Below are 26,952 nucleotides of genomic sequence, written 5' to 3' on the forward strand. Positions count from 1 at the left end.
CCATGCACGGGCGCCGTCATCCGAAGAATCCGCATGCGGAGGCCGAACAGTTCCGCCGCCGCGCGGTGCTGGGCTTTGCGATGGTGGTGATCTGCCTGGTCGGCCTGGGCGGCTGGTATTTCAAGCTGCAGGTGCTCGACCACGAGGTCTACGCCACCCGCTCGGAGGCCAACCGCATCAAGCCCAAGCCGGTGGTGCCCGGGCGCGGCATGATCTACGACCGCACCGGCCGGCTGCTGGCCGAGAACGTGCCGGCATTCCGTCTGGACGTGACCCCCGACAAGGTCGCCGACATGAACGCCATGCTGGACGCGTTGGGCAAGGTGATCCCGATCGCGCCGGAGGATCTGGAGCGCTTCAACCGCGAGCGCCGCGCGCGCCGCAGCTTCCTGCCGGTGACGCTCAAGCTGCGCATGAGCGATGAAGAGATGGCTCGCTTTGCGGTGGAGCGCTGGCGCTTCCCCGGTGTGGAGCTGGAGCCGTATCTGACCCGGCGTTATCCCTACGGCCCGTTGTTCGCGCACATCATCGGCTATGTGGGCCGGATCGACGAAAAAGACCTGGCGGTGCTGGGCGAGGGCAATGCTGCGCTCACCCACATGGGCAAATCCGGGCTGGAGCGCTACTACGAGCAGGATCTGCGCGGGCAGGTCGGTTACGAGCAGGTCGAAACCAACGTGCAGGGGCGTGCCATCCGCACCGTCGGCCGGGTCGCGCCGCAGTCGGGTGCGGATCTGCGCCTGTCGGTAGACGCCGACCTGCAGCGCGCGATGGTGGCCGCCTTCGGCGAGCACGAAGGGGCGGCCATCGCGATGGACCCGCGCACCGGCGAGATCCTGGGCATGGTCAGCCTGCCCAGCTACGACCCCAATCTGTTCGTCAACGGCATCTCGCATACCGATTTCAAGATGCTCAACGACAACCCCTCGCGTCCGCAGTTCAACCGGCTGGTGCTGGGGGGCGTGGCGCCGGGCTCCACGCTCAAGCCGCTGATCGCGTTGGCCGGCCTGGACAGCGGCCTGCGCCGGCCGGAAGACCGGGTGCTGTCCACCGGCATGTTCTACCTGCCCGGCGTCAGTCGCGGTTGGGGCGATTCGCACCGTGGCGGCCATGGCTGGACCGACCTGCGCAAATCGATCGCCCAGTCGGTCAATACCTATTACTACCGCCTGGCGGTGGACATGGGCATCGAGCGCTTCGACCGCTACATGGGCGAGTACGGCTTTGGCCAACCCACTGGTGTGGATCTGCTGGGCGAAATCGGCGGCATCCTGCCGTCGCCGGCCTACAAGTACAAGACGCGCAAGGAGCGCTGGTATCCCGGCGACACGGTCAACATCGCCATCGGCCAGGGCGACTGGAAGGTGACACCGCTGCAGCTGGTGCGCGGCGTCTCGGCGATCGCCAGTGGCCTGCTGCTGCGCCCGCATCTGGTGCTGGAAGAGCGCACCGGTTTCGATCACCCCTGGGAGCCGATGATCCAGCCGCCAGGCAAGCCGCTCAGCCAGAACCCCGCGCATCTGCAAGTGGTGCGCGAAGGCATGATGGACACCATGCGGCCCGGCGGCACCGGCTACGCCATCACCCCTGGCGCGCCGTACCAGATGGCGGGCAAGACCGGCACCGCGCAGGTGGTCAGCCGCAAGGGCGTGGCGGCAGTGGATCCGCGCAGCCTACCGTTGCACCTGCGTCACCGCGGCCTGTTCGTCGGCTTCGCGCCGGCCGACAACCCGGTCATCGCGGTGGCGGTGGCGGTGGAAGGCGGCGGTTTCGGCACCAGCTCGGCGGCGCCGATCGCACGCAAGATCTTCGATGCCTGGCTGCTGGGCAAGATGCCCGCCGGTCTGGAGCCGTTGGACAGCGAGCTGGGCGTGACCGCCGTGGGCGTCAATCAGTTCGAGGCCGGGGTCACCGACGCGCGTGCCGCCGGCGATGCCGCCGCTGCCACGCTGGACGAGTTGCCGGTGGTGATCGGCCAGAGCGCCGTTGCGCTGGACCCCAACATCCCCGCGCAACCGGTGGTGCCGGATGTGCCGGACGCGGTGCAGGAGACCGACCATTGAGCGACATCCTGCGCTGGTTGGCGGACATGGCCGCGCGCTTTACGCGCAGCCTGGACTGGGTGCTGTGCCTGGCGCTCGGCGGCCTGATGGCCATCGGCCTGTCGGTGCTCAAGAGCGCCGGCGGCACTGCCAATGGCGAGCACCTGATGCTGGCGCAGGGCATCCGCTTCATCATCGGGTCGGCGGCGATGTGGGGCATCTCGCGCATGTCGGTACTGCGCCTGCGCGCCTGGACGCCGTGGGTGTACGGCTTGTCGATGCTGCCGCTGCTGGCGGTCTTCGCCCTGGGCACCGGTAAATACGGCCGGCAGTGGCTGGATCTGAAAGTGTTCTACCTGCAGCCGGCAGAGCTGCTCAAGATCAGCTTGCCGATGATGGCGGCCTGGTATCTGCACCGCATGCCGCTGCCGCCGCGCATTTCCACCGTGCTGGTGACCGGCGTGATCATCGGCGTGCCCACCGCGCTGATCATGTTGCAGCCGGACTTCGGCACCGGCGTGTTGATCGCTGCCAGCGGCGTGTTCGTGCTGCTGCTGGCCGGCCTGCCGTGGTGGTGGGTGGCCGTCGGTGTGGGTGGGGTGTCTGCGGCTGCGCCGGTGGCATGGTTCTGGCTGCTGCGGCCGTACCAGAAGGACCGCATCATGATGTTCCTCAACCCCGAGAACGATGCGCTTGGCGCGGGCTGGAACATCATCCAGTCCAAGATCGCGATTGGCTCGGGCGGGTTGAACGGCAAGGGCTGGGGTCTGGGCTCGCAATCGCACCTGAACTTCATCCCCGAACAGACCACCGACTTTGCGTTCTCCGTGCTCAGCGAAGAATTCGGCTGGATCGGCGTGGCCACCGTGCTGACCCTGTACCTGATCGTCATCGGCCGCTGCCTGTGGATCGCCTCGCAGGCGCGCGACACTTATTCGCGCCTGGTTGCCGGCGCCACCGGCCTGGCGTTCTTCGTCTACGTACTGGTCAACGGCGGCATGATCTCCGGCCTGCTGCCGGTGGTGGGCGTGCCGATGCCGCTGATGAGTTACGGCGGTACCTCGGCGGTATCGCTGCTGGCCGGGCTGGGCTTGGTCATGGCAGTGAAGTCGCATCGCCCGGTGCATGGGTACTGAGGCCGCGTCGCTGCACTGCATCGCGTACGTGCGCTTTGTGAGCGCCAGGCAGAGTGCCTGACGTGCGTCACACCAATCACTCCGCGCGCAGCAGGCCACACGAACGCGTTGTTGACGGTCGTGACGAGCGCATGTCATCGCGCTGACAGCTCGGCACCCGTGTCGTGTTTTGCGCGCTGCGTTGCAAGGAGCGCGCAGCGCGCGGGCGTGACTTCGCTCCCACGGTGTCCGATTCGCTCGTCTGCTACAGGCGCGCACCACGCTCCGTAGAGTCCGCCACGCCGCTGCAGCGATGGCGGTGCGCACCGCGTGGCCTGCACGGGCACGCGCACTTTACTCTTTCGGGTGATCTCTTCTATGAAACTGCTTACCGCTGCCATCGGCGGCGTTTGTCTGACGCTTGCTGCGCAAGCCGGCGCCGTTACGATCGCTACCGGCGATACGCGCGCTGTCGTGCAACCGGCGATTCCCGCCACTTGTCAGCCGTCCTTGAAGGCCAGCCAGACGCCGACCGGGCGGCAATTCGACGCCGCGCTGGAAAGCGCGCCCCCCGATACCAAGGCCATCCAGGCCGCGCTCAACGCCTGCAAGAACGGAAGCGTGCTGTTGACCAGCGGCAGTGGCAACGCGTTTCTGACCGGGCCGTTGTCCATCCCGGCCAACGTCACCCTGGTCATCGACCAGGGCGTAACCTTGTACGGCTCGCGCAACCCGGCCGACTACGGCAGCGGTTGCGGCACCGCCGGTTCCAAGAGCGGTGCTTGCCTGCCGTTGATCAGCGTCAAGGGCAACAACGCAGGCGTGATGGGCATCCGCACCGGCGGGCGTCAGGGCACCATCGATGGGCGCGGCGACCAGACCATGCTGGGCAAGAGCACCACCTGGTGGGAGTTCGGCGAAAACGCCAAGAAGGCCAATCAGGTGCAGAACAGCCCGGACCTAATCAAGGTGCAGAATTCCAGCGAGTTCACGCTCTACGACGTCAACCTGATCAATGCGGCGTACTTCCATTTCTTCTCGCATATCGTCAATGGCCTCACCATCTGGGGCGTGCGGGTGAGATCGCCGGCCACCAGCCCCAATACCGACGGCCTGGATCTGGACAGCGTGGTCAACGCCACCATCCACGACAGCGATGTGATGGGCGGCGACGACTGCGTGGCGATCAAGACCATCGCCTCCAGGTCGGCGAACATCACCGTGCGCAACTCGCGCTGCTACGGCACCCACGGCATCTCGATCGGAAGCGAAGTGATGTCCGGCGTCAGCAATGTGCTGGTCGACAATAATGCGCTGGTGTCCACCGACGATCTGGGCAACCGCAGCACCGACAACAGCGGCCTGCGCATCAAGACCAGCCTCGCCAAGGGTGGTCCGGTCAGTCTGATTACCTATCGCAACACCTGCCTGTACGGCGTCAGCAGCCCGGTGGTGATCAACCCGTTCTACGCCGCCGCAACCAGCGGTACCAAACCGACCTTCAGCCAGATCGTGGTCGATGGGCTCAAAACCGGCAACGACGCCGGCGGCAAGGGCTGGATCCTGAAAGGCTTCGATGCGCAGACACCGCTGGATCTGGTGTTGGCCAACGTGGCGCACAGCGACGCGTCGATCAGCGCCAGCAACGCACAGATCGGGCTGAGCAACAGCGCCGTCACGCCGTCGGGGACTGGCGTCACCACCGGCACCGTGCAGGTCGGCGGTGTGGTGCCCACCTGCTCGGGCGCACCGGGCTTCCCCGCGCTGTGATCTCGCTGGCGCGGCCGTCACTCGCCGCGCCAGACCCGCTGGTGCCTCGCCCGCGAACGTACGTCTTTCAGCATGGCAGATAGGGCTGCGGCCCCATACATCACCACCGCCGCGTGCCGGAACCTTCCGCCCGCAGGCACCACCGGCTCCCCAATCCCGCCATCCCGAATCCCCTGCCGCACACGCGGCAGGCTTGACTTTGACTAAAGTCTTTTCGTTTCATGGCCTTATTGCCAGAAGTTCATCTGATGTCTGTTACCCTCGGCCGATGATTCGACGCACCCTGACCTGCCTGCTCACCCTCGGCCTTGTCGCCTGCGCGACCCAGCCCAGCCCTCCGTCCCCGCCACCGGCCGCCAGCGCGCCGCCGGCCAAGCCACCGGTTGCGCCAACCCCGCCCGCAAGCGCCGCCGCCGAGGCGCCTGCGCTTCCGCCAGTCGACCTGACCCCGGTCCCGTTCGAGATCGCCCGCGCCAACTTCGTGCGCGACACCTCGGCCAAGTACGGCATCGATGCCGCGCAGATCGAAGCGGTGCTGGCGCAGGCGCAATTCAAGGACGCCATTGTCACTGCGATGTCGCGCCCGGCCGAACGGGTCAAGCCGTGGAACGAATACCGGCCGATGTTCATCACCCAGGCGCGTATCGACGGCGGCCGCAAGTTTCTCGCCGAACATCGCGCCGAGCTGAGCAAGGTCGAAGCGGCCACCGGTGTGCCGGCACAGGTGATCGTCGCCATCATCGGGGTGGAAACCAGCTACGGCAGCAACGCCGGCAAGTACCGCGTGCTGGACGCGCTGTACACGCTGGCGTTCCGCTATCCGCGCAGCGGCGACCCGGCCAAGCTCGAGCGCGAAGTGCGCCGCGAACTGTTTTTCCGCGACGAACTCGGCCAGTTGTTCGCGCTCGGCAAGGAAGAGCAACTCGACGTCACCACCCTGATCGGCAGCTATGCCGGCGCAATGGGCATGGGCCAGTTCATGCCGTCCAGCTATCGCCAGTTCGGCGTGGACGGCGATGCCGACGGCAAGCGCAATTTGTTCACCGACTACAACGACGTGTTCGCCTCGATCGCCAACTACTTCGTCAAGAAGGGCGGCTGGGTGCGTGGCGGGCAGGTCGCGGTGCCGGCCACGCTGGCCGCTGGGCACGAAGAATTCAATCCCACCGACTGGTCGCCGGTGTACACGCTGTCCGAGCTGTCGGCGCGCGGCTATCACCCGAGCGCACCGGTGGTGGCCGGCAGCACCGCCACCCCGATCAGCCTGGACGACGCCAACGGCAAGCAGTATTGGCTGGGCTTCCAGAACTTTTATGCGATCACCCGTTACAACATTTCCAAGATGTATGCGATGGCCGTGTTCCAGCTGTCCGAGGCCATCGCCGGCAAGGAGTTACCCCCGGCATGAACAGCATTGCAGGCCCCAAGTGGCTGATCCCGATGGCGCTGATGCTTGGCCTGGCGTCCTGTAGCAGCGCACCGAAGAAAACTGCCGGCGGCAACGGCAGCGGTGCGATCAAGGGTGTGAAGGTCGAAGGCAAGGGTCCGGCGTATGTCGCCACCGGTTGCCCGTCCACCTCGCCGTATGCGCCCGCCAAGGAAGACCCGTCCACGCGCGGCGACTACACCGCTGGCGGCTTGTACAAGCCCGGGGTGAAAGACTCCACGCCCGATCATGTGCCCAACGTGGCCTGCATCCCCGAGCCACTGGTCACCAACGAGCCGCGCTCGGCGGTGGGGAACCGTTCGCCGTACGAAGTGCTGGGCAAGCGCTATGTGGTGATGGACAACCCGGGCGACTATGTCGAACGCGGCACCGCCTCGTACTACGGCAACAAGTTCCATGGCCGGCTGACCTCCAACAAGGAGGTGTACGACATGTACGCCTTCACCGCCGCGCACAAGACCTTGCCGCTGCCCAGCTTTGCGCTGGTCACCAATACCGACACCGGCCAGTCGGTGGTGGTGCGCGTCAACGACCGCGGCCCATTTCACGACGGCCGCGTGATCGATCTGAGCTATGCCGCGGCGGTGAAGTTGGGCATCACCGGCAAGGGCACCGGCAATGTCGAAGTCCGCGGCCTCACCGAAGCCGACAACGGCAATCTGCTCGCCAAGCGCCGCAGTGGCCAGGCACCGGTGAATACCGCCGTGGCCACGGCGCGGCCGGCTGCCGGCGCCAGCCAGATCGATGGCCTGGTGCAGCGCTTGCCCACGCGCACCGTGCCGCCGCGTGCGGTCGCCACCGGTGCCACCGGTGCCGGCACCGGCGCCGCGGTGACCGCGTCCACCACAGCCCCCACTGGCAGCGCGCCGGTCGCTGCGGCTGGCGAGCGTTGGCGTTACCGCGTTGCCGACTCGCGCCAACCCGGCAATGCCGACAACTTCGATGCCTGGATGAAGGCGCAGGGCGTGCGTGTGGCCACCGGCAAGCCGGCCGCTGCGGCCCCGCGACCGGCCGCGTCAGTGTCTGCCGCCGTACCCGCCGCGGCGCCGCCAGTGGCGGTTGCGGCGGTCAAGCCGTCCGAAAGCACTGCCTCGCGCCCGCTCAAGGCCGAGCCAGCGCCCGCCAAGGCACCCAGCGTGGCCGAAGCCGCACTTGGCGACATCCTGCTGCAGGTCGCCAGTTTCGCCAGCCGCGAAAACGCCAATCGCGCACTGTCGCAACTGGCCTCGGCGGGGATTGCCGGTGCCAGCGTCAGCGACATCGTCAGTGGCGGGCGCACGCTGTGGCGGCTACGCGTGAATGCGCGCGACCATGCAAATGCGTCGGAGATTGCCCAGCGTATCGCCGGACTCGGTTTCGGTCGTCCGCAGATCGTGGCCAATTAATGCGCACGGGTCGGTCACCACGTCGCTGATCGAGCGTGAGCGCACCCGCTGCTTGCGCGTTGGCTGCATCGGCGTTACCGGGAACGGCTGAGCACCCCAATTGGCGGCCAATATCGCGCATCTGCAAGGCGGATGGGGCCAAGGTCGGCTTCGGCATGCGCGTCGCGGCCCCTCGCGTCGTCTGCATCCAGCCAGCGCCTGCGCACCAGCGTCGCCTCGTTGGACGCTGCAAGCGATGCCTGCACCTGTGCATGCCGCTTCCGGCAGCTCGCCTGAGGCACCACAAGCGTCCGTACGACCGCCGCCATCGCTGAACTGCGCAAGCGCGCGCATCGTGCAACGCGTCGCCCTGATCGCCGTGGCGTCTTACAATTTCGCATTGCCCGGCGTTCGGGCCCGTCAGGAGTCGTTCTTCAATGAAATTCCGCTTCGCCGCCGCTGCCGTGGCCACGTTCGCCTTCGGCCTGGTCTGCGCCCAGACACCTGCGCCGCAGCCGACTCCTGCCGTGGCTGCCGCCCCGGTCGCCTTGCCGGTGCCGCCGGCGCCCGCACCGGCCGTGTCCAAGTCCTGGATCCTGATGGACTACGCCACCGGGCAGGTGCTGGCCGGTGAAAACATCCACCAGCAACTGGCGCCGGCCAGCATCACCAAGGTGATGACCTCCTACGTGGTCGCCGCCGAGATCAAGAACGGCAAGGTCAAGCGCGACGACCAGGTCATGATGAGCGAACGTGCCTGGCGCGAAGGCGGTGCGGGCACCGACGGCAGCTACAGCGGCTTCCCGGTCAACCAGACGGCGCGTCTGGAAGACATGGAAAAGGGCATGGCGATCCAGTCCGGCAACGATGCCGCCATCGCGCTGGCCGAGCATGTGGCCGGCAGCGAAGAAGCCTTCGCCTCGCTGATGAACAGCTACGCCGCCAAGATCGGCATGAAGGATTCGTACTTCGTCAACGCGCACGGCCTGAGCGCCGAAGGGCATCACTCCACCGCCTACGACCTGGCCCTGCTGGGCCGCGCGATGGTGCGCGATTACCCGGAAACCTACGCCTACAACAAGATCAAGGAATTTCAGGTCGGCACCATCAAGCAGAGCAACCGTAACCGGCTGCTGTGGCGCGACCCGGCCGTGGACGGCATCAAGACCGGTCACACCTCCGAAGCCGGCTACTGCCTGCTGAGCTCGGCCAAGCGCGGCGATCAGCGTTTGATCGCCGTGGTCATGGGCGACAGCTCCGAAGAACAGCGTGCCACCGATAGCCTGGCGCTGCTCAACTGGGGCTTCCGCTTCTTCGAAACCCACAGCCTGTACGCGCCCGGCAAGGTCGTCACCAAGCAGAAGGTCTGGAAGGGTCAGCAGGACGAAGTGCAGCTCGGCGTGGCACAGCCGTTGCTGGTCAGCCTGCAGCGCGGCCGCTACAACGACCTCAAGCCCAGCATGGAAGTGCCCAAGAACCTGCAGGCGCCGATCAAGCAGGGCCAGCAGGTTGGCACCGTGAAGGTCAGCCTGGACGGTAAGGTCATCGCCCAGGCCCCGCTGGTCGCCATCAACGCCGTCGAAGAAGGCGGATTCTTCAAGCGCCTCTGGGACGCGTTCTGGATGTGGTGGGAATCGGAGTAAAGAAAATGCCGGCGAAAGCCGGCATTTTTTTTGGAATCGGGAATTGAGAGTCGGGAATGGTTAGACGCCAGGCACAGCCTTGGCTTTTGCGATTCCCGATTCCCGATTCCCGATTCGCCGTCAAAGCATCCGACTGATCGTAAAACTGCCATACACCGGCGTTTCGCGCTGGGTGTCGAATTCGCGGGTGCGGTGATAGCGGGCAAGGGCGAATTTCCAGCGGCCGTACATCACCGCCAGGCCGTAGCCCACATCGCCGACGAACGGGCGCTTGTCCACGCTGTGGCTGTTGCGGAAGGTGTTGCCGTCCAGCGTGATGTCGCGGATTACCCAGCGCGCGTCGGTGGTGACGAACAGGTGGCCGGACCAACCGCTGGCGCGCCCGAGCCGGCTGGGGGCGGTGTTTTCGCCCGCCGGGCGGGTCGGGGTGCTGCCGAAGTCGTCCGGCAGTTTCCAGCCAAAGCGGGCCTCGCCGCCGGCATTCAAATGCGTGGCCATGTTGCCGACCGCGCCGCCCCAATGCGAAATGAAGTCCCAGCCGAATCCACCGGCATTGCCGCTGGCATCGGCCGGCCAGCGATGCATGCGCTCGTGCACCAGGTTGATCAGCGGCTCGTTGTGCAGCTGGTTGTCCCAGCCCTGGAATTTCTCGTCCCCGAGCGCATCGTGGATCGCATCCTGCGCTTCCTTCGCAAGCGCCCACGGACCGACAATGCCGACCTGCAGCTGCGTGGTGCGCAGGTGCGCATCGTTACGCGCGTTGTAGCCGAAGCTCGCCAGCAGGATGCCCGCATACGGGCGGTCGTCCGGGATGACGTCGCGGCGGGTGTAATCGGTCGGGGTGAAGATCGCCTGGCCGATCGAGAACACCATGTTCTGCTGATCGAATTCGCCCGGGTGCAGCCGCTCCAGATAGCTGTTGACCCACCGCGCAGTCCGCGGCAGGCACGGGTCGTCGGTGTAATCGACCAGGTTCGGCGACACCAGCGTCAGCACCGCACCGTTGGAATAGCCCTGGTCCTGATCTTCGCCGCCGAACAGGTCGTTATCGACACGGAAGTTCACCGCAGGCGGCGTGCGCCCAAGGCGGCTGGAATCGCACTGATCCGCCGCCAGGGCCGGCAGCGACAGCCCGGAAAGAGAAAGCAGCAAGGCAGCAGACAACGCGCGCGGTCGAAGCATGGAGGGCCTGGAGAGGGGAGCTGGAATCGGAAAAATGCCTGCGTCTTCTGTTGCGCCGTGTGAAGTGTCTGGTCGCGACTGCAGCCTCTGCCGCTTCGGCTCGCGACCGCGTTGCCAACTACCCATGGCTGCGTTCGGTTAAACAGCCTAGTTACGTTACCTCTTGGAAGGTTCGGTGCCGATTGCATGGCACCATAGACGAGCCAGGCGCGTCGATCGGTTGCGCGGGCTTGGGTTTGCCCATCGCCGGCCCGATAATGGGCGGATGGATATCAGCACCGACAACCCCGATCACGGCTTTCAGTTTCCCGGCACCTTCGAGCTCAGCGCCATGGGCACGGCTGAGCGTGGGCTGGAAACCGAGCTTCCGCGCCTGCTTGCCGCCACCGGCGTGGAGCTGCTGCAGGAGAGCGTGAGCTGGAAGCATTCTTCCAGCGGAAAGTATGTCTCGGTCAAGATTGGCTTCCGTGCCCAAAGCCGCGAGCAGTTCGAGGCCGCGCACCAGGCGCTGCGCGATCATCCGGAAGTGAAGTGGACGCTGTAGCGGCCGAGCCTGTGAGCAGCTCCATGGCTGGCCTGCCTGCGCAATTGCGCGACCTCGGCCAGCAAGACTACGCGCCTGTGTGGCGTGCAATGCAGCGTTTCACCGATGCGCGCGAAGAGTACACCGCCGATGAGATCTGGGTGGTCGAGCATGCGCCGGTGTTTACGTTGGGTCAGGCGGGCAAACCCGAACATGTCCTGGCACCGGGCGAGATTCCGGTGCTACAGGTCGATCGCGGCGGGCAGGTCACGTATCACGGCCCTGGCCAATTGGTGGTGTACCCGCTGCTGGACCTGCGCCGGCTGAAGATCGGCGTGCGCGATTACGTGTGCAAGATCGAACAGGCGCTGATCGATACGCTGGACGAGTGGAACATCGTGGCCGAGCGCCGCGACGGTGCTCCTGGCGTGTATGTGGGCGGGGCCAAGATCGCCGCGCTTGGGATCCGGGTGCGGCGTGGCTGCACCTTCCATGGGTTGTCGTTCAACGTTGCGATGGACCTGCAACCGTTCCACCGCATCAACCCGTGCGGCTACCAGGGTCTGCAGGTGACCTCGGTGCTAGACTTGGGCGGCCCCTCCGGGATGGACGCCGTCAAGGCGGTGCTGCTCGACCAGCTGGCGCGCCAGTTCGGCCTCGTGCTGCAGCCCACTTCCGCATTGCCCGACCTTTCGCTTCCGGCCTGAGCGCCCCGTATCGTCATGACCCAGCCTATCGCCCGTTCCATTCCCTTGCAGGTCGTCTCTGGCGACACCGCCGCGCCTGCGCCGCTGCAGACTGGCGTCAAGCAGATCGGTGGCGACAAGATCAACCGCTCGCCGGTGCAGTTCGTGGATGCGCCGGTGCTGCGGAAACCGTCGTGGATCCGGGTGCGGATTCCGTCTGGCAATGCGGTACAGAACCTCAAGGCCAAGCTGCGCGAAAACCGCCTGGTCACGGTGTGCGAAGAAGCCAGCTGCCCGAACATCCACGAGTGCTTCAGCCACGGCACCGCGACCTTCATGATTTTGGGCGAGGTGTGCACGCGGCGCTGCTCGTTCTGCGACGTGGCGCATGGCCGGCCAAAGCCGCCCGACGCGAGCGAACCTGCCAGCCTGGCCGCCACTGTTGCCGACATGGGCCTGAAGTACGTGGTGGTGACCAGCGTGGATCGTGACGACCTGCGCGACGGTGGCGCGCAGCATTTCGTTGACTGCATCTCGGCGATCCGGACCAGCTCGCCCAACACGCGTATCGAAATCCTGACCCCGGACTTCCGCGGCAAGGGCCGCATGGACCGCGCGCTGGAGATCCTGGCGCTGAGCCCGCCGGACGTGTTCAACCACAACATCGAAACCGTGCCGGACCTCTACCCGAATGTGCGCCCCGGCGCGGACTACCAGTGGTCGCTGACGCTGTTGCAGCGCTTCAAGGCGCAGCATCCGTCCATCGCCACCAAGTCCGGCATCATGCTGGGCCTGGGCGAGACGATGGAGCAGGTGCAGGCCACGCTGCGCGACCTGCGCGCGCACGATGTGGACATGATCACCATCGGCCAGTATCTGCAGCCGACGCCGCACCATCATCCGGTGATGCGTTACTGGACGCCTGAGGAATACAAGGCGCTGGAAGACTACGGCAACGCGCTGGGCTTCAGTCATGTTGCCTCCGGCCCGATGGTGCGTTCCTCGTACCACGCCGATCGTCAGGCCGCAGGCGCCGGCGTCGCCGCCTGAGTCGGCAACAGGCGATCGGACGAGTGCCGCGGCGGGTGGGCACCGGTGCCCGCAGCAGCACCGCGATGCTGGTGCGCTCAATGCCGGCCGGTCTCGCGTGCTGCCAGTAGAGCACTGACTCGACAAGTCGCGACGTTCTTCGGCCGGCCACATCGCAATGCCGATCGACGACAGCCCCGTGCATCGCGCGGGGCTGTCGCCGTCTCTGGCCCGTGCGGCGTGCAGCCGCAAGGTACGGTCTCGTTCACAATCCGCTACGGGCCCGGCGCTAGGCTGATTCAGCCAGCGGATGACAACGCCAGCAACTTTCGGCACTGTCATGCTGTCTGATCCGTTCACCGCCTCTCTTTCATCGGCCCCGTGCCGAGAGCCATTCGATGACCTACAACGTTTCTTCGTGCATGAAGGCCGGCCTGCTGGCGCTGGTGTTGACCACTCCGATGGCCTTGCTCGCACGCGCCGATACTGCGCTGCCGGCCGCTGCCACGCCCGATCAGGCGACGGCCACCAAACTCGTGTACGGCCTGCTCTCCGACAGCCGCTATGCCTACCGGCCGCGCACGCTGGACGAGGCGATGTCCAAGGACGTGTTCAAGCGCTATCTGGAAACGCTGGATGGCGGCAAACAGTTCTTCACCCAGGCCGATATCGACAGCTTCGCGCCCCTCCAGGCCGGTGTTGGCGACGCGTTGCGCGGCGGCAACCTGGAGCCGGCGTTCAAGGTGTTCTCGGTCTACAAGAAGCGCGTCGATCAGCGCGTCAAGTACGCGCGCGACCTGCTCAAGCAGGACTTCGATTTCAGCGGTAACGACAAGTTCGAGTACGACCGCAAGGACGTGCCGTGGGCTGCGGACGACAAGCAGTTGGACGTGCTGTGGCGCCAGTCGGTGATGAACGATTGGCTGCGCCTGAAACTGGCCGGCAAGAAGCCCGACGACATCCGCAAGACGCTGGACAAGCGGTATGTGGCGCTGGCCGATTCGGTCAAGCAGCTCAAGGGCGAAGACGTGTTCCAGTTCTTCGTCAACGCCTACACCAACGCCGTCGACCCGCACACCGATTACTTCACCCCGCGCACGGCCGAGACGTTCAACCAGCAGATGTCGCTGTCGTTGGAAGGCATTGGCGCGCAGCTGCAGAAACAGGACGACATGGTGGTGATCCGCGAGGTGATCCCGGGCGGTCCGGCGGCGGTGGATGGCACGCTCAAGCCGGGCGATCGCATCGTCGGCGTTGGGCAGGCCAAGAGTGGCGCGATCGAAGATGTGATCGGCTGGCGCATCGACGACGTGGTGGCCAAGATCCGCGGCAGCAAGGATACCCAGGTGCGCCTGGAGTACATCCCGGCCGAGTCGGGCATCGATGGCAAGCACCGCACGGTGACCCTGACCCGTCAGAAGGTGCGTCTGGCCGAGCAGGCTGCCAAGGGCGAAACCATCACCTTGCCGGCCACCGGCAGCGAGCCGCAGCGCCGCATCGGCATCATCAAGCTGCCGGGCTTCTACCAGGATTTCGAAGGCCGCCGTCGCAATGCAGCCGACTACGCCTCGGCCACGCGCGACGTCGCCAAGCTGCTGGCCGGCTTCAAGACCGACAAGGTCGATGGCGTGGTGCTGGACCTGCGCAATAACGGCGGTGGTTCGCTCGACGAGGCGATCGAACTGACCGGCTTGTTCATCGAGCAGGGGCCGGTCGTGCAGGTCCGCGAATCCGGCGGCCGCGTCACCGTCAATGGCGACAGCGACCCCAAGGTCGCCTGGGACGGCCCGCTGGCTGTCTTGATCAACCGCGGCTCGGCGTCGGCATCGGAGATCTTTGCCGGTGCGATCCAGGATTACGGCCGCGGTCTGGTGATCGGCGAAACCAGCTTCGGCAAGGGCACCGTGCAGAACATCGTCGACCTGGATCGCTGGCCTGCTGCCGAAGGGCAGCGGTATGGGCAGGTCAAGCTGACGATCGCGCAGTTCTTCCGCGTCAGCGGCTCCAGCACCCAGCACAAGGGTGTGGTGCCGGATATCGCCTTCCCGGCCAGCGTGGATGCCACCGAGTTCGGTGAGAGCACCTACGACAATGCATTGCCGTGGACGCGTATCGCCGCTGCCCCGCATACCCAGTACGGCAACTTCGCGGCATTGCTGCCCAAGTTGCAGGCTCTGCACACTGCGCGGATTGCCAGCGACAAGGAGTTCCAGTGGTGGGAAGAAGACGTCAAGCAGTTCCGCGACGAAAAGGCCAAGAAGTACATTTCGTTGAATGAGGCCGAGCGCGTTGCCGAGCGACAGAAGCAGGATCAGCAGCGCAAGGATCGCCAGCAGATTCGCAAGCAACTCGGCCTGCCGCTGGATCCGCTTGCCGAAGACAGCGACGACGGCCTGACCGGTAACGAGCGCGACATCGTCAAGGACACTGCACGCGAAAAAGCGGCCGAAAAGCGCCCGGATCCGTTGCTGCATGAATCGGCGGCCATCCTTGCGGATGCGCTGGGCTTGCTGTCGCAGGACAAGCCCTTGTCGGCGCAGGTGCTGCCGAAGTCGACCTCCCCGGGACGTTGGGCAGACTGAGCCACGCTGCCGATCGACTGCATGGACGCCACCGCTTGCCGGTGGCGTTTTCATGTTGGCAATACCGTGGCCGCTGGCAGCGTCTCAGGCGACCGCCTGCCAGCAGGCCTGCAGGCCGAGCAGCAGCAAGGTGCCGAAAAATATCCGGCGGAATGCCTCGGGAGAGATGCGGCGTCGCAGCTTCGTGCCGGCCCACACTCCCAGTGCGGTGGGCAGCAGCGCCAGCAGCGATGGCAGGCCGGCCGAGAGCGGCACCCCACCATGCCAGACCAGCGCCGTCGCCAGCGCAAGCGTTGCCGTGCCGAAGCACGCGGCCAGTGCGCGGATCAACAGGTCGCGTGGCAGGCCAAGTGCAGACAGGTACGGCACCACCGGGAGGACCAGCACGCCGGTGGCGCCATTGAGCAGGCCACCGACCAGGCCGATCAGCGGGCTGCCCCAGCGTTCGTGACGTGGCGGCAGGGTCCATTGCCGGCGGGCAAGCCCAAGCAGGGCATAGGCGACCAGCAGGACCCCAAGCGCGCCGCGCAGGTAGCGCGGATGACCGCCAATCATCAATCCGGCACTCAACCAGGTGCCCACCACCACCATGGCCAGCACCGGCCACAGACGTCGCAACAGCAGGGTCGCAGCTGGCCCCCAGGCCTGCTGCAGGTTCGTCACCAACGAAGGCAGCACCAGCAGCGCGGCGGCTTGGCTGGGCGGCAGCCACAGTCCCAACAGGCCCATTGCCACGGTTGGCAGCCCCATGCCGGCGACGCCTTTGACCGCGCCGGCAAGCAGGAACACAGCGGCGACCATGCCAAGTTGCGAAACGTCTTCATTCATGGCGGTCAGGATCGGTGCGGCAGCGGTGTCCGGCAAGCTGTCTTTGTTTGAGGCAGACTTCGGCCACGCCGAAGGCTGGAGGTGCAGATGCAGGTGGAATTCACCGACTTGCGGATCTTTGTTGCGGTGGCCGACACCGGCAGCATCACTGCCGGCGCCGACCGCGTGGCGCTGTCGCTGGCGGCTACCAGTGCGCGTATTCGCGCGTTGGAGCTGCAGATCGGCGTGGCCCTGTTCGAGCGTGGTCGGCGAGGCGTGACGCTCACCGCCGCCGGCCAGGTCCTGCTGCGGCATGCACGGGCATTGGCACGCCAGGAACAGGCCATGCGCAGCGAGCTTGGCGATTACGGACTCGGTGGACAGGTCACCCTGCGATTGGCTGCGAACACCGCCGCACTCTCCGAATGGCTACCCGAGTGCGTTGCGGATTTTTTGCTGGCCCATCCGCGGGTGGACCTGACCCTGGCCGAATGGGGCAGCGAGGAGGCTGCCGATGCCGTGCGCGATGAACGTGCCGACCTTGCCGTGGTGGCCGGGCATGCCGACTTCACCGGCCTGCAACGGCGTCCGTTCCGACAGGATCGCCTGGTGGTCGCGGTGGCCGCCAGCCATCCGCTTGCCGGCGCAGGCAGCCTGCGTCTGGCCGATATCGCGCCGATGCAGTTGCTGGCGTTATCGGCCGACAACGCCTTGCAGCGCCACCTGCGGACGCATCTGGCCCGGGCCGGCGTACAGCTGCGCATCCGTGCGCGCGTGCCGGGTCTCGAAACGCTGTGCCGCATGCTGGCACGCGGCGTGGGCGTGGCCATCGTGCCGCACGCGGCGCTGGCGTGCTCCAGTGTCAGGCAGCAGCTGGCGGCGGTGCCGCTGGAGGAACCCTGGGCGCGGCGCGAGCTGTCCATCATCTGGCGCGACGCCCCCTCGGTCACCCTGCAGGCCTTGCTGGAATGGCTGCAGGCCAGCGCCACGCATGCCGGCATTCATCCGGCTTGATGACCGCAGCGCTGCGGGCATCGGGTGGCCGTGTCACAGCCGGCACGCGCCTGGCTGCCGGCCAACGGCTCTTGCACGTCCGTGTTTTCAGCGTGGCCACTCGAACTCGGCCATCACTGGGTAATGGTCCGACGGCAGAATGCCGCCGGGACGATCGTCCAGTGTCGCAAAGCGGGAAGGACGCAATCCGCGATACAGGATCCAGTCGATGCGCCGGGTCGGGTGCGTGGTGAAATCCTGGAAGGTATTTTCCGGCCCGCTGCGCTTGCTGGCCTGTGCGCGCGCATCGCGAAGTACTGCGGTCAGCGTGGGGTAGGTGATCTTGTCCGGATCGCTGTTGAAGTCGCCGGTCAGCACCACCGGAATCGTGGCAGGCAACTGCGCGATGCGCGACAGGATCAGGCGCGCGCTGCGCTCGCGGGCGGGCTCGTCCTCATCGCGATACGGAAAGTGCGTATTGAACAGGTAAAAGCGGCGTTTGTCGCTGCGGCGCTCGAACAGCGCCCACGTGGCCATGCGGGGCAGTACATTGCCCCAGGTGATGCTGCCGGCGCGTTCGGGCGTGTCGGACAGCCAGAAGTCGCCTGACTCCACCACTTCCAGGACGCGCGCGTCGTAGAACACGCCCATGTGCTCGTCGCTGTCATCGCCGCGCCGGCCCTGGCCGAACCAGCGGTAGTCGGGCAACTGTTCGGCCAGAAAGGCCGCCTGTTCGCTCACCAGTTCCTGCGTGCCGAACACATCGGGATGCGTCTGTTTGATCAAGGCGACCATGGCAGCGCGACGCACTTGCCAGCGTTTGTCGCCATCGGTATCGGCCGGCACGCGCACGTTGAACGACATGACCCGCAGTGGTGCCACCGGCGTGCCAGCCAGCGCGGGTAGGGCGATGCACGACAGTGCACCGATTGCCAGAAGGCAGCGCAGCACCTGCGCGATGGAGCGTGGCATGCAGGGAAATTCCTCGAAGAAGCAAGAGCGCCGAGTCTAGCCAGAGATGATGACCGCTGCGTCACGGCGACGATCACCGAGGCACAGGCAAGCGGCCGCTTGACGCCGTCGTGCATCGGCGTAGCATTTCACCAAGCCGGCGGACAGACCGCCAGCTCACCACTCAACCGTGAGGGATTCTCATGGCAACACCGTACCACTATCTCGTGTTTATCGGGCGTTTCGAGCCCTTTCATAACGGCCACGCCGCCGTCGCCCGCCACGCGCTGGGCAAGGCGAAAAAGCTCATCGTGCTGATCGGCTCGGCCGACACGCCCCGCACCATTCGCAATCCTTGGACCGTCGCCGAACGTGCGGTGATGATCGAATCCGCGTTGCCGGGCGAAACCGCGCGGTTGCTCGTGCGCCCGCTACGCGACCATCTGTACAACGAAAGCCTGTGGATCGCCGAAGTGCAGCGGCAGGTTGCCGAAGCGGTGCACGCCGATGGCGGCACGCTGGATGCGAACATCGGCCTGATCGGCATGGACAAGGATGCCAGCAGCTACTACCTGCGTGAGTTTCCGCAGTGGCCGCTGGAGGACGTGCAACATACCGCAACGCTGTCGGCCACCGAATTGCGCCGCTATCTGTTCGAAGCCGGCGACATCGGTTTCCACGGCGGCTTGTTGATGCTGCGCGGCAATGTGCCGGCGCCCGTCTACGACATGCTGGAGGCCTTCCGGCGCAACTCGCCCAGCTACGCGCAGCTGGTGGCCGAATACCGCTTCATCGAGCAATACCGCGCCGCGTGGAAAGACGCGCCATATCCGCCGACATTCGTGACCACCGATGCGGTGGTGGTGCATTCGGGCCATGTGCTGCTGGTGCGGCGTCGCGCCGAACCGGGCAAGGGATTGTGGGCGTTGCCTGGCGGTTTCGTCGGCCAGGAGGAAGGGCTGCTGGATTGCTGCCTGCGCGAGTTGCGCGAGGAAACCCGGCTCAAGTTGCCGGTGCCGGTGCTCAAGGGCTCGTTGCGTGGCAGGCAGGTCTTCGATCATCCCGAGCGCAGTCAGCGCGGACGCACCATTACCCATGCGTTCCATTTCGAGTTTCCGGCCGGGGAGTTGCCTGCGGTGCGCGGCGGCGACGATGCCGACAAGGCGCGCTGGATTCCGCTCGCCGAAGTGATGGCGATGGGCCCGCGCCTGTACGAAGACCACCTGCACATTCTTGAATTCTTCCTGGGCCGTGGCTGACGCGCGCAAACGACGACGTGCTGCCGCGATACCACCAGGGGCGCACATGCCGTGACCGCTTGAACCGTGACCTCCCGCCGGCGGACAGACCGCCGGTTCATTCGACGCGAAGGAGCTTCCGTCATGCATTACCTCGATAACCTGCTGCTCAACACCGATAGCTACAAGGCCAGCCACTGGCTGCAATATCCGCCCGGCACCGATGCGTCGTTTTTCTATGTCGAATCGCGCGGTGGGCTCTACGAGCAGACCGTGTTCTTCGGTCTGCAGTCGCTCCTGAAGGACGCGATCAACCGGCCGGTGACGCACGCCGACATCGACGATGCGAAAGACTTGCTGGTTGCGCATGGCGAGCCGTTCAACGAGGCAGGCTGGCGCGATATCGTCGACCGGCTTGGCGGTCAGTTGCCGATCCGCATCCGCGCGGTGCCCGAGGGCGCCGTGGTGCCAACGCACAACGTGCTGATGACCATCGAGTCCACCGACGCCAAGGCGTTCTGGGCGCCGTCGTATCTGGAAACCTTGTTGCTGCGCGTGTGGTACCCGGTGACGGTGGCCACGGTGAGCTGGCAGGTGAAGCAGATCGTGCGCGACTACCTGGAGCGCACCAGCGACGATCCGGAAGGACAGCTGCCTTTCAAACTGCACGATTTTGGCGCGCGTGGCGTGTCCAGTCTTGGCTCGGCCGCATTGGGCGGTGCCGCGCATCTGGTGAATTTTCTCGGTACCGACACCTTGTCGGCGTTGCTGCTGGCGCGTGCGCATTACCACACGCCGGTGGCCGGGTATTCGATTCCCGCTGCCGAGCACAGCACCATCACCAGCTGGGGCCGCGAGCGCGAGGTGGATGCGTATCGCAACATGCTGCGGCAGTTCGCGCGCCCGGGTTCGATCGTGGCGGTGGTGTCGGACAGCTACGACATCTACCGTGCCATTCGCGAACATTGGGGCACTACCTTGCGCGAGGAAGTGATCGCCTCCGGCGCGACGGTGGTGATTCGTCCGGATTCGGGCGACCCGGTGGACGTGGTCGAGCAGTGCCTGCTGTTGCTGGACGAAGCGTTCGGCCATCAGCTCAATGGCAAGGGCTACAAGGTGCTCAACCATGTGCGGGTGATCCAGGGCGATGGCATCAACCCCACCTCGCTGCGCGCGATCCTGGAACGCATCACCGCCGCCGGCTATGCCGCCGATAACGTTGCCTTCGGCATGGGCGGTGCGTTGCTGCAGAAGGTGGACCGCGACACGCAGAAGTTTGCGTTGAAGTGCTCGGCGGTGCGCGTGGACGGGCAGTGGGTCGACGTCTACAAGGACCCGATCACCGACCAGGGCAAGCAGAGCAAGCGCGGTCGCCTGACCTTGCTGCGCAATCGCCACGATGGCAGCTACCGCAGCGCGTTGCTCGATGAGGTCGACACCTACCCGGACAGCGAAGACGCGCTGGTCACGGTGTGGGAAAACGGCGTGTCGCAACAGGAGTGGACGCTGGAGCAGGTGCGCGCGCGTGCCGACGCTGCTCGTCGCTGACGCGCGGCGCGCAGGACTCGCCATGCACGCTTCCATCGACGACATCTCCTTGTTGCCTGCTTCAGCGCTGTTGGCGCGTCTGCGCGCCGCAGCACCCCACCTGCAGCGGCGTGTGCCGCTGCAGGACGACGCCAGCCGCTGGTATACGCTGCGCATCGGCGGGCGCACGTATCGCGCGGCGCTGCCGATCACCTTTACCCCGTATGCCTCGGTGCGGCCGTGTTCGGCGCGCTGCGGGTTCTGTTCGGAAAATCTGCGGCAGCACCGGGGCGGTCGCGCGGCAGCGACGTTGCGACCTGGGCCTGCGTATTTCCAGCAGTTGAGCGCTGTCTTGCAGTTGCTGCGCGATGTGCCGCTGTCGTATTCGTTGTCGGGTCTGGAAATGACCGACGATGCAGCGTGGCTGCAGACCTTGCTGCAGACGCTGGCAACCACGCCGAACGGCCCGCGCATCGAGCAGCGCGTGCTGTACAGCAATGGCGCAGGGCTGGCGCGTGCGGACGGTGCGCGGTTGATCGAGGCGTTGGTTGCCTTCGGGCTGTCGTGGGTCGAGCTGTCGCGTCATCATCCGTTGCAGGAGCGCAACGACGCGATCATGCGTTTCCGCCCGGATGAGCCAATCGCAGATGTGGCGACCTTCGTGCAGACGGCACGGCGGCTGGCAGCACGGTTGCCGCTGCGATTGGTCTGCATCGTGCAGCGCGGTGGCGTGGACAATGCCGACGCCATTGCGCAGTACATCGCGTGGGCGCGCAGCTGTGGCGCCAGCCAGGTGATCTTTCGGGAATTGTCGCGGTTGGACGATGCCTATCGCAGCAACGGCACGCTGCGCTACATCGGCGCGCACCGCGTCGGCGTGGACACGTTGCTAGCCGAGTGCATGCAGCAGCCCTGGTGGTCGCGCTGGCAACCCGATGGCCTCACCGAAGGCTATTACTTCTGGAATGTGCGGCTGCGCGATCGGGCGGGCTTGCAGGTGGTCTTCGAAAGCGCCGACTACGCCGCGATGCATGCGCGTCACGCGACCGGCGATCTGTACAAGCTGGTGTTCTTCGCCAACGGTCGTCTCTGTGCGGGCTGGGACCCGGATGCCGATGTTTTGTGGGAACCCATCGATGGATGAGTTCGATCAGCGCAGTTGGTGGACGCCGGTCCCGGACGATGCCGCCTGGGCGCTGCCCGACGATCTGCGCGCGGCCGACCCGCTCGGCGGGCGCGATTGTGGCTGGGTCAATCAGATACGCCCGTTTGTGCGCCATTTCAGCCGGCCGGGCGAGCAGGTGTTCGACCCGTTCTGTGGCTTTGGCAGCAGCTTGCTGGCGGCCGCGCTGGAAGGCCGCAACGCGCATGGCATGGAAATCGATCCGGCACGCGCGCAGTTGGCACGTGCGCGTCTGCAGCGGCATGCGGTGGAGGCGCCGGTGGTGGTCGGCAGCCTGGCCGTTAACGCGCCGGCAGGGCCGATCGACCTGTGTCTGACCAACGTGCCGTATTTCGGCTGCCACTGGCGTGGCGACGTGCTGCCTGGGCAGCTTTACGCAAGCAGCGATTACGCCAGCTATCTGACCGGCATGCGTGCGGTCTTCCATGCGCTGCGCAAGCAGATGCGGCCCGACGGCGTGGGCGTGGCGATGGTGCAGAACGTGGTGGTCGGCGGCCGCGTGATCCCGCAGGCCTGGGATCTGGGCCGCATCCTGGCCAGCCTGTTCACCCTGCGCGAGGAGCGGGTGCTGTGCTATCGGCGTCCGGCCGCCGCGCTGGCGCATGCCGAGACACAGAGCAATCGCAGCCACGAATACGCGCTGATCTTTCAGCATTGTCGTGCCCGGCTGGATCTGCAGCAGGCCGCGCAATTGCTGCAGGCGGTGCAGGCACAGGGCCTGCCGGTGGTGGTGCATGGCAGCTACGCGCGCTGGCTGGCGTCGCCGACCCTGGTGCCCGACGGTCCGGCCGATCTGGACCTGATGCTGCATGGCGAACAAGCGCTGTGGGACCGCCTTACCCTCTGGCTGCAGCAACAGGGCTTCGCGTTGAGCCTGTGGGGCGAACCGTGCCGTGCGCCGGTGGCACTGGCGGTGGTGCGTGCGCACCGTTACCTGCGCGCCGAGCGCATCGGTGCCGATGGCCGCCGCCTGCAGATAGACCTGCAATTGCCAGTGGATGAACCGCCGTTGCCCTGACCCGGCAACGCGACGCCGCGCGCACATGGGTTGCCGCTATGCTCTGTGCCGGTTTTGGATGCCGGAATCTCTCTATGTCTTGTTCTTCCCTGATCGCGCGCGGCACACTGCTTGGCGCGCTGGCAACCCTGGCTGGCTGCGGCGGCAGCAAGGGCGACACGATGCTGATGCGCGAGTCGTTCAATTCCGACGACACCTATTCGCGCAGCGTGGCGGCCAGTTCGCCGCAAGCCTGCGAGGCGGCGCGGCGCGTGCTGTTGAGTCAGGGCTACGCGGTCACGCGCGCAGATGCCGCCGCGGTGGAAGGCAGCAAGAACTTCCAGCTCAAGGAAGCCGACCAGAGCGAACAACTCAATCTGCGCATTTCCTGCGCCAGCCAGGACGGCGGCAAGGCGCAGGTGTTCGTCAGTGCGTTGCAGGACCGTTACGCACTGAAGAAGAGCTCCACCTCGGCCAGCGTGGGCGTCGGCGTGCTGGGCTCGTTGTCGTTGCCGGTCGGCAGCAGCGGCGATTCGCTGGTGCGCGTATCCAGTACCACGGTGCAGGATGCGGCGTTCTACAAGCGCTTTTTCGAACGCCTGAATTCGTATCTCCCCAAGGTCACCGAAGCCGTACCTGCTGCGGTGAGTGCAGCGCCTGCGCCCGCACCTGCTCATGCGGCCACACCAGCGCCGGCAGCCGCAGTGCCCGCAACGCCTGCAGCGAACTCTTCGACGCCCGCATCGCCTGCGCCCGCTGCAGCCGCTCCCACAACGGTCGCGCAGCCGCCGGTTGCGCCATTGCCGGTCGAAGCGCAAGACCCCCCGCCAGCACCGGCGCAGGTGCCGCAAACCGAGCCCGCCACGCAGCCGTGATGGCGTGTTCACGCTTCGCGCCAAAGCCTGAATAGCCAGGTGTGCGCTTCACGTTATGTTCTCGAGCCAGCGGCCAGAGTGCGCCCATGCCTCGCCGAGCGGGCGAGAAACGTGGAGAACAACGATGAAAATGCGCACCTCCCTGCTGGGTATGTCCCTGATCGGCCTGATGGCGACGAGCACCTTCGCACAAGCTCAAAACTATTCGCATCAGCAGCGCTATACCGAAGCGGACGAGGGTCGCAGGTTCAATGACGGCACCCGCGTGCGCTGCCGCAATGTCGAAGTGCAAAAGAACTCGACCGACCCGAACCGCATCGGCGGGACGCTGGCCGGCGCTGCAATCGGTGGCCTGCTGGGCAACCAGGTTGGCGGCGGTAACGGCAAGAAGCTGGCGACCGTGGCAGGCGCCGTGGCGGGCGGTGCGGCAGGCCGCACCATCCAGGGCAATCGCCAGCAGGCCAACGGCAATCGCCAAGTCGAGCGCGTCTGCGAACGTCGCTGAGTCTGGTGCAGCGATTGAGCTGAATTGAATCCTGCGAGCCCCGGCCATGCCGGGGCTTTCTACGTTTGAGAGTGGCGTCGTGCGGACGATTCATTGCCTATGCCATCGATGAGGGTTGTCCGCGCGCAGCGCAGTGCGTCATCGCGCTCACCAGCGGCGCCGATGCCGCCATGGCATGCGCGCCTGCGCCGACTTGCTGCGCTGGTATGTGCAAGCGGCTTGCTGGCGGGGCAGCTGCTGCAGGTCGCCGACGCTGCGCCGAGCCAGACCGCCAGCGCCGCCAGCGCAGATTGCGTGGAAGCCCTGCTGCGACGGCTGGGATGGACCATCCATCGCGCCGCGGTGAGCGCGCCGTTGGTCCAGCGCGGCGCACCTTGCACGCGCGGCACGCTTGCGCAGGCGCAGGCCGCCGGCGATCTGCAGCTGACGCTTCCGGCCGATTGGGACACGCAACAGCGCGGCGCAGCGCTCACCGCCGTGCTGGACGATGCAGCCACGCACTGCGCCTATGCGTTCGAACTCGGTGCAGCCACCCGCCGCGCGGTAACGCAATTGCAGAACAACCCGCGCTATCGCTTCTCGGCGCTGCAGCTGGGCTGGGTCGGATTCGGCTGGCGTGGCGCAGCCGCGCAGGGCTGGAGCGGTTTTCGCAGTTTCGGTCGCGGGTATCAGCCGCGCGGCAGCAATGCGCAGGCGTTGGATGCGTTCTACCGTGGCCAGGTGCGTTCCGAGTGCGGCGTAGGCCGACAGGTGGCTCAGCTCGCTACCCAGCGCGAGCTGTTCGGCGATGCCGGGTTCGACGAGGTATTTACGCCTGGCGAATTGTCGATCGGCACGTTCCTGACCTTGCACAACACCGACAGCATCCTGCTCGGTGCGCATGCCGGCGAATTCTTCGCCGACGGCAAGGCGGTGAAAACCTCTCAGCTCGGGCGGCAGGCGTTCGTCGGCGCACCTGGCTTCATCGCGCATGTGTTCGATAAGTCCTACCTGGATGACATCCACAATCAGGCCGAAAATTTCGTGGTCGTGGATGTCAGCGATGCAGCCGCGCAGGCGCTGGCGCAGCATGGTGGCTTTGCGTACTACGACGCGCGCAACCGGCAGATCTGGGAGTTGGCCAAACAGTTGCGCGGGCCTGGCGAGCGCCGCTTCGAACGCCTGCTTTACGAGCGCGATGCAGCGTTGCGCGCCACGCTCGACCCACAGCAGCAGGCACAGCTGCTGCAGCTGCAGACGCTGCTGGATGACCCGTTCTACCAAGGCTTTCTGGTCTATGTGCATCCAAAAGGCACCAAGCCGATCGGCTACCACGTGGCACGCCTGCTCGACCGTAACCCGCGCACGCCGTACGCCATCGACCTGACGTTGCACAATGTGCGCACCACCTTGTACTGGCGATGGATCGACTGGCAGCTGCAGCAGTGCAGCGCCGCCACCGTCGCGGAACAATCATTTGAGAATTCCGCCACGCCAGCGTACGCCGAGCGTGGCACCCTGCACTGATCAGATCATGAGGAGCGATTATGGAACTGGGTATGGTGGGACTGGGCCGCATGGGCGCCAACATGGCCGAGCGCTTGGTCAATGGTGGGCATCGCGTGCATGGCTACGATCCGGGCGCGAACGCGCGCACCAGCGCGCAAGCCAAGGGCATCGTCACCGCCGATGCGCTGGCAGCGCTGGTGTCCGCACTGCCGAGCCCGCGCGTGGTGTGGTTGATGGTGCCGGCCGGCAAGATCGTCGATGACACGCTGGCGCAGCTGCTGCCCTTGCTGCAGGCCGGCGACATCGTCATCGATGGCGGCAATTCGTACTACAAGGATTCGCAGCGGCGTGCGGCATTGCTGCAGGCCAGTGGCATCGCGTTTGTCGATTGCGGCACCAGCGGTGGCATCTGGGGTCTGCAGGAAGGCTATAGCCTGATGGTGGGTGGCGACGAAGCGGCGGTGACGGGGTTGCATCCGATCCTGGCAACGCTCGCGCCGGCGCCGGACAAGGGCTGGGGACGGGTTGGCCCGAGCGGTGCAGGCCACTTCACCAAGATGGTCCACAACGGCATCGAATACGGAATGATGCAGGCCTATGCGGAAGGCTTCGCGCTGATGCAGCACAAGGCCGATTTTGCGCTGGATCTGCACCAGGTTGCCGAAATCTGGCGCGATGGCAGCGTGGTGCGTTCGTGGTTGCTGGATCTGACGGCCGACGCGTTGACGCATAACCCGACCATGGCCGGCATCGCGCCGTTCGTGGCCGATTCGGGCGAAGGCCGCTGGACGGTTGCAGAAGCGATCGATCTGGAAGTCTCTGCACCGGTCATCACGTTGTCGCTGATGGAGCGGCTGCGCTCGCGCGACAAGGATTCGTTTACCGACAAGCTGCTCGCGGCGATGCGCAATCAGTTCGGCGGCCACGCGGTGATGACCACGACCTCGGCAGCGCCGACGATCGGTAGCAAGGACGCGTAAGGGCTGGGATGCGATGGCTGTGCGC

At 65.9% G+C, this 26,952-nt stretch carries 22 protein-coding genes; 19 read left to right on the forward strand and 3 right to left on the reverse strand.

What is annotated here, in order from left to right:
- Positions 1–2: 2 nt before the first annotated feature.
- The 6 genes from mrdA to AMD14_RS03925 all read left to right on the forward strand — a co-directional run bounded on the left by mrdA (position 3) and on the right by AMD14_RS03925 (position 9,381).
- Complete coding sequence (gene mrdA, locus AMD14_RS03895; protein WP_011050461.1) at positions 3–2,063, forward strand: penicillin-binding protein 2; 2,061 nt, start codon at positions 3–5, stop codon at positions 2,061–2,063.
- The gene (gene rodA, locus AMD14_RS03900) at positions 2,060–3,178 is read left to right on the forward strand and encodes a rod shape-determining protein RodA (RefSeq protein WP_011050462.1); all 1,119 of its coding nucleotides are present in this window, start codon (positions 2,060–2,062) and stop codon (positions 3,176–3,178) included. Before mrdA ends, rodA begins: the two co-directional genes overlap by 4 nt.
- 357 nt (positions 3,179–3,535) lie before the next feature.
- Complete coding sequence (locus AMD14_RS03905; protein WP_011050463.1) at positions 3,536–4,927, forward strand: glycoside hydrolase family 28 protein; 1,392 nt, start codon at positions 3,536–3,538, stop codon at positions 4,925–4,927.
- 268 nt (positions 4,928–5,195) lie between these two features.
- Positions 5,196–6,335, forward strand: coding sequence for a lytic murein transglycosylase B (mltB, locus tag AMD14_RS03910; protein ID WP_005911174.1), 1,140 nt, complete (start codon positions 5,196–5,198; stop codon positions 6,333–6,335).
- A complete protein-coding gene (locus AMD14_RS03915; protein WP_011050464.1) occupies positions 6,332–7,759 on the forward strand; it encodes a septal ring lytic transglycosylase RlpA family protein in 1,428 nt (475 codons plus the stop codon). Before mltB ends, AMD14_RS03915 begins: the two co-directional genes overlap by 4 nt.
- A 416-nt stretch (positions 7,760–8,175) precedes the next feature.
- Entirely contained in the window at positions 8,176–9,381 is a 1,206-nt protein-coding gene (locus tag AMD14_RS03925; RefSeq protein ID WP_011050465.1) for a D-alanyl-D-alanine carboxypeptidase family protein, read from the forward strand.
- Positions 9,382–9,501: 120 nt separating this feature from the next.
- On the opposite strand, the gene AMD14_RS03930 is transcribed toward AMD14_RS03925, so the two are convergent.
- Positions 9,502–10,563, reverse strand: coding sequence for a lipid A deacylase LpxR family protein (locus AMD14_RS03930; protein ID WP_005911164.1), 1,062 nt, complete (start codon positions 10,561–10,563; stop codon positions 9,502–9,504).
- A 265-nt stretch (positions 10,564–10,828) separates the two neighbouring features.
- Here AMD14_RS03930 and AMD14_RS03935 point away from each other — a divergent pair, with 265 nt between their 5' ends.
- The 4 genes from AMD14_RS03935 (at position 10,829) to AMD14_RS03950 (ending at position 15,383) form a co-directional block, all read left to right on the forward strand.
- The gene (locus AMD14_RS03935) at positions 10,829–11,107 is read left to right on the forward strand and encodes a YbeD family protein (protein WP_003482721.1); all 279 of its coding nucleotides are present in this window, start codon (positions 10,829–10,831) and stop codon (positions 11,105–11,107) included.
- Positions 11,095–11,793, forward strand: coding sequence for a lipoyl(octanoyl) transferase LipB (gene lipB / locus AMD14_RS03940; RefSeq protein WP_011050466.1), 699 nt, complete (start codon positions 11,095–11,097; stop codon positions 11,791–11,793). Before AMD14_RS03935 ends, lipB begins: the two co-directional genes overlap by 13 nt.
- Positions 11,794–11,808: 15 nt before the next feature.
- Positions 11,809–12,822: a lipoyl synthase gene (gene lipA / locus AMD14_RS03945; RefSeq protein WP_003482719.1), complete on the forward strand. Its 1,014-nt coding sequence runs from the start codon at positions 11,809–11,811 to the stop codon at positions 12,820–12,822.
- A gap of 401 nt (positions 12,823–13,223) precedes the next feature.
- Positions 13,224–15,383, forward strand: coding sequence for a carboxy terminal-processing peptidase (locus AMD14_RS03950; protein WP_171843855.1), 2,160 nt, complete (start codon positions 13,224–13,226; stop codon positions 15,381–15,383).
- A gap of 84 nt (positions 15,384–15,467) precedes the next feature.
- On the opposite strand, the gene AMD14_RS03955 is transcribed toward AMD14_RS03950, so the two are convergent.
- Positions 15,468–16,211: a sulfite exporter TauE/SafE family protein gene (locus tag AMD14_RS03955; protein ID WP_005911157.1), complete on the reverse strand. Its 744-nt coding sequence runs from the start codon at positions 16,209–16,211 to the stop codon at positions 15,468–15,470.
- 87 nt (positions 16,212–16,298) lie between these two features.
- On the opposite strand from AMD14_RS03955, the gene AMD14_RS03960 reads away from it, so the two are divergent.
- Positions 16,299–17,204, forward strand: a complete 906-nt coding sequence (locus AMD14_RS03960; protein WP_011050468.1) for a LysR family transcriptional regulator — start codon at positions 16,299–16,301, stop codon at positions 17,202–17,204.
- Between the two features lie 87 nt (positions 17,205–17,291).
- Here AMD14_RS03960 and AMD14_RS03965 read toward each other — a convergent pair whose 3' ends face one another.
- Positions 17,292–18,155 (reverse strand): endonuclease/exonuclease/phosphatase family protein, encoded by an 864-nt coding sequence (locus AMD14_RS03965; RefSeq protein WP_011050469.1) that lies wholly within the window; start codon positions 18,153–18,155, stop codon positions 17,292–17,294.
- A gap of 182 nt (positions 18,156–18,337) precedes the next feature.
- Between AMD14_RS03965 and AMD14_RS03970 the strand changes: the two genes are divergently transcribed.
- The 8 genes from AMD14_RS03970 (at position 18,338) to gnd (ending at position 26,927) form a co-directional block, all read left to right on the forward strand.
- Positions 18,338–19,393: a bifunctional nicotinamide-nucleotide adenylyltransferase/Nudix hydroxylase gene (locus tag AMD14_RS03970; protein ID WP_011050470.1), complete on the forward strand. Its 1,056-nt coding sequence runs from the start codon at positions 18,338–18,340 to the stop codon at positions 19,391–19,393.
- A 123-nt stretch (positions 19,394–19,516) separates the two neighbouring features.
- Positions 19,517–20,920, forward strand: coding sequence for a nicotinate phosphoribosyltransferase (locus AMD14_RS03975; protein ID WP_011050471.1), 1,404 nt, complete (start codon positions 19,517–19,519; stop codon positions 20,918–20,920).
- A 22-nt stretch (positions 20,921–20,942) separates the two neighbouring features.
- On the forward strand, positions 20,943–22,043 hold the full coding sequence (locus AMD14_RS03980) for a hypothetical protein (RefSeq protein WP_011050472.1): 1,101 nt from the start codon (positions 20,943–20,945) through the stop codon (positions 22,041–22,043).
- Complete coding sequence (locus AMD14_RS03985) at positions 22,036–23,100, forward strand: DNA methyltransferase (protein ID WP_011050473.1); 1,065 nt, start codon at positions 22,036–22,038, stop codon at positions 23,098–23,100. The genes AMD14_RS03980 and AMD14_RS03985 overlap by 8 nt, the downstream gene beginning before the upstream one ends.
- 74 nt (positions 23,101–23,174) lie before the next feature.
- Entirely contained in the window at positions 23,175–23,954 is a 780-nt protein-coding gene (locus tag AMD14_RS03990) for a DUF2242 domain-containing protein (RefSeq protein ID WP_003482701.1), read from the forward strand.
- Between the two features lie 124 nt (positions 23,955–24,078).
- Positions 24,079–24,459, forward strand: a complete 381-nt coding sequence (locus AMD14_RS03995; RefSeq protein ID WP_005911143.1) for a glycine zipper 2TM domain-containing protein — start codon at positions 24,079–24,081, stop codon at positions 24,457–24,459.
- Between the two features lie 162 nt (positions 24,460–24,621).
- Positions 24,622–25,965, forward strand: coding sequence for a hypothetical protein (locus tag AMD14_RS04000; RefSeq protein ID WP_015462853.1), 1,344 nt, complete (start codon positions 24,622–24,624; stop codon positions 25,963–25,965).
- 20 nt (positions 25,966–25,985) lie between these two features.
- The gene (gene gnd / locus AMD14_RS04005) at positions 25,986–26,927 is read left to right on the forward strand and encodes a phosphogluconate dehydrogenase (NAD(+)-dependent, decarboxylating) (protein ID WP_003482694.1); all 942 of its coding nucleotides are present in this window, start codon (positions 25,986–25,988) and stop codon (positions 26,925–26,927) included.
- The last annotated feature ends 25 nt before the right edge of the window (positions 26,928–26,952 follow it).

Origin of the sequence: Xanthomonas citri pv. citri (assembly GCF_000961215.1) — a bacterium.
Taxonomy (GTDB): Bacteria; Pseudomonadota; Gammaproteobacteria; order Xanthomonadales; family Xanthomonadaceae; genus Xanthomonas; species Xanthomonas cissicola.

Bases quoted from the DNA above. Each gene is read 5' to 3' on its own strand.
- AMD14_RS03955 (WP_005911157.1), bottom strand. From the start codon at position 16,211: ATGAATGAAGACGTTTCGCAACTTGGCATGGTCGCCGCTGTGTTCCTG.
- AMD14_RS03925 (WP_011050465.1), top strand. From the start codon at position 8,176: ATGAAATTCCGCTTCGCCGCCGCTGCCGTGGCCACGTTCGCCTTCGGC.
- AMD14_RS03985 (WP_011050473.1), top strand. From the start codon at position 22,036: ATGGATGAGTTCGATCAGCGCAGTTGGTGGACGCCGGTCCCGGACGAT.
- AMD14_RS04000 (WP_015462853.1), top strand. From the start codon at position 24,622: ATGCCGCCATGGCATGCGCGCCTGCGCCGACTTGCTGCGCTGGTATGT.
- AMD14_RS03990 (WP_003482701.1), top strand. From the start codon at position 23,175: ATGTCTTGTTCTTCCCTGATCGCGCGCGGCACACTGCTTGGCGCGCTG.
- mrdA (WP_011050461.1), top strand. From the start codon at position 3: ATGCACGGGCGCCGTCATCCGAAGAATCCGCATGCGGAGGCCGAACAG.
- AMD14_RS03975 (WP_011050471.1), top strand. From the start codon at position 19,517: ATGCATTACCTCGATAACCTGCTGCTCAACACCGATAGCTACAAGGCC.
- AMD14_RS03930 (WP_005911164.1), bottom strand. From the start codon at position 10,563: ATGCTTCGACCGCGCGCGTTGTCTGCTGCCTTGCTGCTTTCTCTTTCC.
- AMD14_RS03950 (WP_171843855.1), top strand. From the start codon at position 13,224: ATGAAGGCCGGCCTGCTGGCGCTGGTGTTGACCACTCCGATGGCCTTG.
- lipA (WP_003482719.1), top strand. From the start codon at position 11,809: ATGACCCAGCCTATCGCCCGTTCCATTCCCTTGCAGGTCGTCTCTGGC.
- AMD14_RS03915 (WP_011050464.1), top strand. From the start codon at position 6,332: ATGAACAGCATTGCAGGCCCCAAGTGGCTGATCCCGATGGCGCTGATG.
- AMD14_RS03960 (WP_011050468.1), top strand. From the start codon at position 16,299: ATGCAGGTGGAATTCACCGACTTGCGGATCTTTGTTGCGGTGGCCGAC.
- mltB (WP_005911174.1), top strand. From the start codon at position 5,196: ATGATTCGACGCACCCTGACCTGCCTGCTCACCCTCGGCCTTGTCGCC.
- AMD14_RS03995 (WP_005911143.1), top strand. From the start codon at position 24,079: ATGAAAATGCGCACCTCCCTGCTGGGTATGTCCCTGATCGGCCTGATG.
- AMD14_RS03935 (WP_003482721.1), top strand. From the start codon at position 10,829: ATGGATATCAGCACCGACAACCCCGATCACGGCTTTCAGTTTCCCGGC.
- AMD14_RS03970 (WP_011050470.1), top strand. From the start codon at position 18,338: ATGGCAACACCGTACCACTATCTCGTGTTTATCGGGCGTTTCGAGCCC.
- AMD14_RS03905 (WP_011050463.1), top strand. From the start codon at position 3,536: ATGAAACTGCTTACCGCTGCCATCGGCGGCGTTTGTCTGACGCTTGCT.
- AMD14_RS03980 (WP_011050472.1), top strand. From the start codon at position 20,943: ATGCACGCTTCCATCGACGACATCTCCTTGTTGCCTGCTTCAGCGCTG.
- AMD14_RS03965 (WP_011050469.1), bottom strand. From the start codon at position 18,155: ATGCCACGCTCCATCGCGCAGGTGCTGCGCTGCCTTCTGGCAATCGGT.
- gnd (WP_003482694.1), top strand. From the start codon at position 25,986: ATGGAACTGGGTATGGTGGGACTGGGCCGCATGGGCGCCAACATGGCC.